General features: G+C 47.4%; 5 protein-coding genes. 1 reads left to right on the top strand and 4 read right to left on the bottom strand.

Annotation, left to right across the window (positions count from 1 at the left end; translation table 11 throughout):
• The coding region (gene eboC, locus V6C71_00270; GenBank protein HEY9766926.1) for a UbiA-like protein EboC at positions 1 to 790 on the bottom strand (790 nt) is incomplete at its 3' end.
• Positions 791 to 995: 205 nt separating this feature from the next.
• Positions 996 to 1,907 (bottom strand): TatD family hydrolase, encoded by a 912-nt coding sequence (locus V6C71_00265; GenBank protein HEY9766925.1) that lies wholly within the window; start codon positions 1,905 to 1,907, stop codon positions 996 to 998.
• Between the two features lie 350 nt (positions 1,908 to 2,257).
• Here V6C71_00265 and V6C71_00260 point away from each other — a divergent pair, with 350 nt between their 5' ends.
• Positions 2,258 to 3,046 carry an EboA family metabolite traffic protein gene (locus tag V6C71_00260; protein ID HEY9766924.1) on the top strand — a complete coding sequence of 263 codons (789 nt, stop codon included), beginning with the start codon at positions 2,258 to 2,260 and terminating at the stop codon, positions 3,044 to 3,046.
• A 217-nt stretch (positions 3,047 to 3,263) separates the two neighbouring features.
• On the opposite strand, the gene V6C71_00255 is transcribed toward V6C71_00260, so the two are convergent.
• Entirely contained in the window at positions 3,264 to 6,644 is a 3,381-nt protein-coding gene (locus tag V6C71_00255; GenBank protein ID HEY9766923.1) for a ScyD/ScyE family protein, read from the bottom strand.
• Between the two features lie 248 nt (positions 6,645 to 6,892).
• Positions 6,893 to 7,864 carry a scytonemin biosynthesis cyclase/decarboxylase ScyC gene (gene scyC / locus V6C71_00250; GenBank protein ID HEY9766922.1) on the bottom strand — a complete coding sequence of 324 codons (972 nt, stop codon included), beginning with the start codon at positions 7,862 to 7,864 and terminating at the stop codon, positions 6,893 to 6,895.
• Between the last annotated feature and the right edge of the window lie 3 nt (positions 7,865 to 7,867).

The following is a 7,867-nucleotide window of genomic DNA, read 5'->3' as shown; positions in this document are numbered from 1 at the left end:
CTCCTGCTTTAACCGCCGTTTGAATTAATTCAGGACTGGGCTTAACGGCAGCCTTAATAAAGGCAGGCAATACTAAAACTATAAATAAAGCTAAAAAAGGCAGAGTGATTGAAAGGGTATATTCTGGCAGTACGCCTAAACCGAGAATGCTACCAACAACTACACTAATAAAAGCGATCGCCACAATCCCCGTAGTTTTACTTCCTCCGTGGACTTCTCCCTGTGAAATAGCAGTAATTGCAGCAATATAAATAATCGGAATTAAGGCTAAATACCAACGCTCGCCGACTGCTTCGGTCACGGCACTTACACCAAGCAACAAGTTCGCCCCACGACAGACTCCCATGTTCAAGGGACCGAGAACAGTTTGATGTTTGCCGTACTTATTGTACAGTAATGCCGTTATAACGACGATTGTTGCTAAAATTGCACTCAAACCAGAAACCATAGCTGCTGCCACAATTCCTATAAATAGCAACCCCGTTCCTAATAGAATCGCCCCCGACAAAGAAGCCCGACCACTGGGCAGAGGACGTTCGGGACGTTCGACGGCATCTAATTCGGCATCGCAAACATCATTAAAAACAACTCCCCCACCATATAGCCCCGTAGTAGCTAAAATCAGCCAGCCCAAGACCATAAAATTCAGCTTAACGTCCATTGTTACCGCCCCAGCAGCAGCATAACCCAGCAAAATATCTGCCCAAGCAGTAACAATATTAGCAGGACGCATTAACTGTAAATACGCCCAGATAGACTGGGATTTGACTGATTTAACTGTTGTAGACATAACATTAGAGTACGTTAATTAGTTAGGATAGAAAATTTAATTGCTTGTAAGTAATAAGTAATAAAGGCACTTAATCCTAAAGGATACTGCTTCGCAAGTAGCGAGTCTTGAGCTAACATCTCGGTTGAGTAAATTGTTTAAAAGGCTAAGAGCTAAAAACAGATTACTTTTGGAGTTCATACTTCAAATCAGCAACGTCTAAAAATTAAACAATAATCATAGACCTTTCGGATGTTGATTCTACTAAAGGTTCTTGACCTCTCAATACAGAATTATCACTATACAGTTGACGCTGATCGATGGAGTCCCGATTCAACCAATCACTTTCTTTAATCTGACCGCTTTGACCGTAAGCAGCTAAAGCATTTTGATAGCAAACAGCTTCTATCTGAGCTTCGGGGATGCCTCTTGCCTGCATTAGTCGAGCAGTTTTCGGCACGGCTAAAGGATCGCTTACTCCCCAATCGGCACTACTATCAACAATAATGCGATCGCAACCATAATTGCGCACTACTTCCACCATTCTCTCATTGCCCATTTTGGTATGGGGATAGATCGTAAAGGCAGCCCAGAAACCTCGATCTAATACTTCTTTTACGGTTTCCTCGTTGTTGTGATCGACAACTACTTGAGATGGTTTTAAACCATGTTCTATGCAAACATCCATACTGTGAGATGTACCCGATTTCTTATCCCGATGTGGGGTATGAATCATTACGGGTAAATTTAATTCTTTAGCTAACTCTAACTGAAGGCGGAAATACTTGTCTTCTGCTGGAGTCATGTCGTCATAACCAATTTCTCCAATTGCCACCACTCCTTCTTTACAGGCATAGAGAGGCAGCAACTCCATCACTGCTTCTGCCAATGCTTCATTGTTAGCTTCTTTAGAGTTCAAACCGATGGTGCAGTAATGTTTGATGCCAAACTGACTGGCGCGAAATCTTTCCCAACCAACTAGAGAACTCAGATAATCTTTATAACTATCCACGCTAGTGCGGGGTTGTCCTAACCAAAAAGCTGGTTCAATTATCGCTACTATCCCAGCTTTTGCCATGGCTTGATAGTCATCCGTAGTTCTAGAAGTCATGTGAATATGAGGGTCGAGAAACATCATTTTTTGCTAAATTTTCTAAATACGTCTTGTGCGTTTTTTTTAAGTTTTCCTCGCTTTTTAAGAGGGAGGTCGAAAGTGAATAGTTAAAAATTGGGATATTTTGTCAAAGATTAGGTTAGATAATACTTGAGTGGCGATTTTTTGGGGTTTTTATTAAGGAAAAAAAGATTGAGTAAATTTAATAAGCTGCATATCGCCTTTCTTAATAGTATTATAAACAGTTTTTTGCGATCGCAACCAATAAAAAATTTTGGTTTTAGTAATCTAAACTTATTAAACTAATGAAAAACTAAACTATCTAAAATCTAAACTAAAAATTATTTCAAATATTGGCTGTTGGCACAATTAATATGACTATATTAATTATTGATGTCCAACTTATTAATCAAACCATGTCAACTGAAACTTATCTTAAAATAAATAAAATTTCCGCTTTATTAGATAACTGGTTAAAAACACAAACCTCTAAAGAAAGTTTGGTCTGGTTAGAGGGGAAACAAGCAGAAATTAAGCGAAATGCGGCAGAAAAAACTCTATTTATTGCTTTTAGTCAGGCATCGCGCTATCTAGAAAAGCAAAAACTGGAATTATCGACTGAGCAATTACAAGCAGCAGATGACATAATACCAGGATGGAATCCAACTAATTGGACTGTAAACCAGGCTGGTCGTACTTTGTTGATTTTAGCTTTTTCCCATGAAGATAAATACAAATATGTAGCCACCTTAGATAAAATTTTTGCAGCAGCAGACGTGAAAGAAGCGATCGCTTTATATCAAAGTTTGCCATTGTTACCCGAGCCAGAAAATTTTAAACTCCGTGCTGCTGAAGGAATTCGCAGTAACATAACCTCGGTGTTTAATGCGATCGCTTTATACAATCCCTATCCCGCCCAATATTTAGATGATTTAGCCTGGAATCAGATGGTGCTTAAAGCTCTGTTCGTCGGTAGTCCTCTTCTTCCTATTTACGGTTTAAAACAGCGTAATAACGAGCAATTGTCCGAGATGTTAATTGACTATGCTCGTGAAAGACTGGCAGCCAAAAGAAAAGTTAATCCCCAATTTTGGCAATTAGCTGCACCTTTTAAACCTCAAGCAGTCGCCAGTCTCCAAGCAGCATTTAAATCTGTTGTTTAACCGCGAAATGCAGTTGGTGTAGACACCGCTTGCTTTCGAGAGCGGTGTACAGCTGACTTCCCAATTGTGCTTCCCAACCTACGAAGAATTATAAGTAGCTCCAGCTAAAAAAACGTAAAATAAAAAAGAAAACACAGTTTCTCCGTTGATACCCAACCAAAGTTCTACCTTCAGAAGTTTGAGTTAGCTATCAACGGACTGTCGAAACCAGGGATGCTTAGACGACCGAGAAGTTTATATTCATGCTGCCAAGCATTTCGCCGCCGAGTTCATCCTGGGAATACATCTCAAAAGCGATGGTGTTTTCCCCCTGCAAATCAATTCCTGCTTTGAAATAATCCCCACCATTGTCACCGAATACAGCATAAGGATCCACATTCTCTGTTCTAGTAACTTGACCATCATTTAGATTTAGGAACACGCTCTCTACCTGTTCAGAATAGGCGCTGTCTTCCGGGACTGAGGCAGAAATTGTCAGATTCTTACCAGCAATTTCGCTTGCCTGAATTTGCGTACCATTCTTAAGCGGCGCGATTAGAGTATCTTCGTGCGTATCGTAAAGCCCAACGGTCATTCCTGTTTCTTCAGGAACAGCATTGCCCAGATCGAGCAGCTCGTCACGCGCCGTCTCGGCGATAATCGAGTGTCCGAGCGCGGTCGGGTGGAAGTACGGGTCGAGGAACAGCGTCGCATGCTGCACCGCTGGATCTTCTCCGGCGATCGCCTCATTGTATTCTATTGGCTCACCAGTTACTGCCGTCTGGCTGCTCAAGACTGGCTCGTCTACGTTGACGAAGCCGTAAGCTCCTGGCTCTGCGGCGATGGAATCGAACAGCCCGTTGACGTCTAAGATCTCAACGTTCGCGCCCGATTCTGCCTCGTATGTTTCCAGCGCGGTTGTTAAACCCTGGTTGTATTGCTCGACCACGGGGTCGAAGAAGCCTGGCTCGACGCCGAGGAGATCTAGAAACTCTTGGTCGCTGAAGATCGGCGCTAGCTCGACTGGCGGGACGAGCCCGACTAGAAAGTTCTCTGCGCCTAACTCTTGTAAGTCTGCGATACCGTCGACGGTAGCTTGGATCGATTGCTGCGCGGCCTCCTCTGGTGCGACGCCCTCCGCTGGTGGTAAGGTCAGATCGTTGCCACCGAAGTTGACGACCACTAAGTCGTTCTCATCGAATGTGCCGTAGGTCTGCTCAAAGGTGTCGATCTGTCCCGCAAAGGTATTTAACTCGGTTGCCTGACCGAACGGATCGACTGGATTTTCTAACTCGCGTGCCGTAGCGTCGAGGTAGCTGAAGTTAGTGTCTTGCGAGGCATTGTCCTCGACGCCCAGAATGTCCTCAAGGTAAGTGGTCCAGTTCTTGCCGTCGGTAAAGTTACCGTCTGGCGAATACGGTGCGTCGTCGTAGGGTGGATTCGCGCCTGTGCTTTCTGCTACAGAATTCTTGCCGAACTCACCGCCGTTTTCAGTCAGGCGATCGCCAAACACGAACAGGTCATCGACCGTGTAGCTGTCCTCACCATCTGGCAACATCGGCTCTTCGCCCTCCGCTGGTGAATACACGCCGAAAAACGGATCGAAGTAGTCAGCAAACGGATTACCTTCAGTGACTGCAGGCGCAGTCGGATCGACTGGACCAGGAATAAGTACGCTCTGCTCGACTCCTGGCAGCGCGCCAGGATTAAGCGGGTCGAAGTCGTTGGCGTTGAAGTCGTCTGGAGGAGGCATCGTTGGGTCAAAGCCTGGCACCTCAGTTGGAGAGCCGTCTGGGTTTGTGGCAACGAGAACCTCAGCATCGTCGGGTAGGTCTATGCCTTCACCTGCGTCGGCTTCTGGTACTGGCAGACCGTCCGCTGGGGCTTGGGGTTCCAGCATTGGATTGCCAGGGGTAGGGCGATCCGCCGTAATTTGTCCCGCGTTGACCGAATCCTCGTTGCCTGCCGACGGCTGCTCCTCGCCTAAAATGCCGCCGATTGCGGCATCCTCACCGCGTAGAGGTGGTTCGCTGTTGCCGTTAGCAGATTCTCCGATGGGGGAATCTTGCTGAGAGGGAGAATTAGTCGCTTCACCAGTGGTTGAAAGTGCTTCACTAGGCGCTCCATCGGGCATTTCACCAATGGTTGAGGGTGCTTCACCAGGTACTTCACTAGGCAGTTCACTATCTATGCCATTCTCGGCTGGAGTCATTGCCTCGTTAGCTAGCGCTTGCTGTCTTCCTGGCGTATCAGGCAGCTCGTTGTCTCCCTTAAAGGTGCGATCAACAACCTCAACGCGGTAGTCAGCACTAGGATCACCACCCGCTTCCGTAACCAAGCCGTATTGCGGCGGAGTAAGTACCGGAGGGGTCTTTTGAAGCACGGTGACGCTTTCCACCTCTTCACCATCTGGACTTATGCTGTATAACACGTTGCGTGCCGCATCGACGGCGTAGAGATTGCCGTCTGGACCAATTTCAATATCGTTTAGATTACTTTGCGTGTTAAACAGCGTGGTTGCGCCGTCTGGACCGTTCTCACCAGCGTATTCCACCGCGTCAAATGTTGGAGTCCAGGTCGCCTGCGAAGGATCCTCGTCGAACAGACCTTCTAGCTTCAGTACGCCGCGCAAACCCTCGCCGAATTCACCCAATGCGTCGGCGGTTTCATCCGTCAGGCCGCCACCAGAGGCGATCCACGCCGTGCCATCCTCGCCGATCGCCAGGCCGTTCGGACCGATGGAAAGAATGCGATCCTCGCCGGTGTTCGGGTCGTATTCGATGGTCGAGGGCAAACCTTCGTAAAGCCGCTCTTGACCGCCGTTCTCAAGGTCGATTCGACTGATAGCGCCGGTGTAGCCGGCGCGCTGGCTGACCAAACCTGGAATAAATTCGACGCTCAGCGCGTCCTCAACGTTCGGATCGTCCGCCGGCGTGCCCTCGCCCGATTCGAGAACGTAGAGGTTTCCGTCGGGACCGATGTCCATGCCGCGCGGGTTTTTGAGGTTTTTCGCTACGACCTCATGCGACCACTCGCCGGTTTCGGCGTCTTGCTCGTAGGCAAGCACCTGACCTTCGTCGATATTGCCGTTGTTGATTGCGGCGTAAACCTTGCCTTCGTGCGCCAACACATAGTTGGCGAAGCGCAGTTCTTCGCCCGATATCTGCTGGCGCGTACCGTCTGGGTCGACTCTGATTAATTGGCTTGGCGGCAAGTCTTCGACCGAGAGTGCTGGATCGTAAAGAGTGCTGGCGTTTTCGTATTCGAGGCCGTAAAGGGCTCCGTCTTCGTCGAACGTCAGACCATTAAGCTGCTCGAAGCCACTAGCGTAGATCTGGCTGGTGCCACCTGGGGTTTCCCCGTCGTAACTAGCGTCGCCCTCTGGATCGCCGACGCGCAGCACGCGGGCGTAGCCTTCAGGATATGGCAGCGCACTCAACTCGGAGGCGTAGATTGCGCCGTCGGGACCGACCGTAACGGCAGTCGGCACAGCCTCGTTCTGGCGGTTAAAAAAGCCAGCGTTGCCTTCAGAATATTGTGCTGGAAGGCCGGAAATCACGTCCTCGCCGCCAAGCGCTGCGTTTGTTGGAGACGCTTGTTCGTTCAAAGTTTCGTCCATTTTTTTATGTCTTTCCTTAATACAAGGAATAATTGTTGATTATGATATGTTTATCGGTCTAATTTGGTCTTACAGCACATAAATAAGTTAATTACTTGAGTTTTATCTCTTGTAGCTCAAATATCGACTAAATAAATAGAGTTTGCAGTTACCTTGGTTAGACAAAATTGGCGAAGTGCCAGCATCGGCAGGGACTTTGCTTGCAAAGCAAGCTGTGGGTCCCATCGCAACCTCGTAAGCTACCAGCTTTAGACAGAGGCTACAATCGCTTTGGAATCGGCGGGTTTGTAGCTCATGCCTTGGGCAAATGTCTCGGTATTGCCTGCTTTAGCTTCCAGCAATCGCTTAATGTTCATGCTTTCCGCACCGTAGTCCTGAATTTGCAGCTTGCCGCGACGCAGAGACTGGTGAACGGGCCAGAAGGTAATTCTGTGCTGAATAAACCCTCTAGCATCTGGGTCGTTAAAAGCGTATGAGCAAGGAATAATAACGGTCGGACAACGCTGGGTGAAATCGTCGTCGGGGTAGTAAAAGTTTTGCTCGATTAGGTAGTAGTTATTGAGGTCGTGAGTCCGCAGGCTAACTTCTACTTTTTGGTTATACTCGTCGAGAAAGCTGCCTGAATCTGGAGCAATCTCGCTATTAGCGCGCAGAAAATGCGCCCAGTCTTCCATGTTGCGGAGATCTTGCAGGTATTCAAAACCCAGCTCAATCGGAGCATTTACATAGATAGTGTCAGTATCAATTCGGTAGCGTCCCTTGGCAGCTTCGGTTATGCCAGCCTTGCGCTCCAAAATCGCTTTTAAAGATCGACATTCGGAAGTGTGGACAGTTTCAATCCCCTGCATGATCATTGGAGATCGCCGTTTGGGATCGACAAAGCTGAGCCAGTGGAAATAAACTCCTTTTTCGTCTGTTCCTGGCTCGATGTAGTCTGGGGCAAAAAGAAAAACAGGATAAACCTGAAAGTATTTTTGGTACTCAACCCCGCAATGCCACTCGATTCCGCGAAAGAATGGATTCTCTATTCTCTTTACGTGATAGTAAAGATTGTTCTGGTACCCAGAGGCAGTGCCTAACCAGGTATCTTCATCGATCTTCTCAATCATGCGACTGTAGAGAGTCCAGTCATCAAGATTCTCTAAGCTACAGAGATAGTCAAAAGCCGTTTCGGGAAAAGTGGCAATATATGCAGATGTGGCAAAAGTATTTTCTTCCATTAA

It is taken from the genome of Coleofasciculaceae cyanobacterium, from assembly GCA_036703275.1.
Lineage (GTDB): Bacteria > Cyanobacteriota > Cyanobacteriia > Cyanobacteriales > Xenococcaceae > Waterburya.
This window is presented reverse-complemented; position numbering and strand designations above follow the sequence as displayed.

What these genes read in the sequence shown, in the direction of transcription:
- scyC (HEY9766922.1), bottom strand. Translation starts at nt 7,864, where the DNA reads ATGGAAGAAAATACTTTTGCCACATCTGCATATATTGCCACTTTTCCC.
- V6C71_00255 (HEY9766923.1), bottom strand. Translation starts at nt 6,644, where the DNA reads ATGGACGAAACTTTGAACGAACAAGCGTCTCCAACAAACGCAGCGCTT.
- V6C71_00265 (HEY9766925.1), bottom strand. Translation starts at nt 1,907, where the DNA reads ATGATGTTTCTCGACCCTCATATTCACATGACTTCTAGAACTACGGAT.
- V6C71_00260 (HEY9766924.1), top strand. Translation starts at nt 2,258, where the DNA reads ATGACTATATTAATTATTGATGTCCAACTTATTAATCAAACCATGTCA.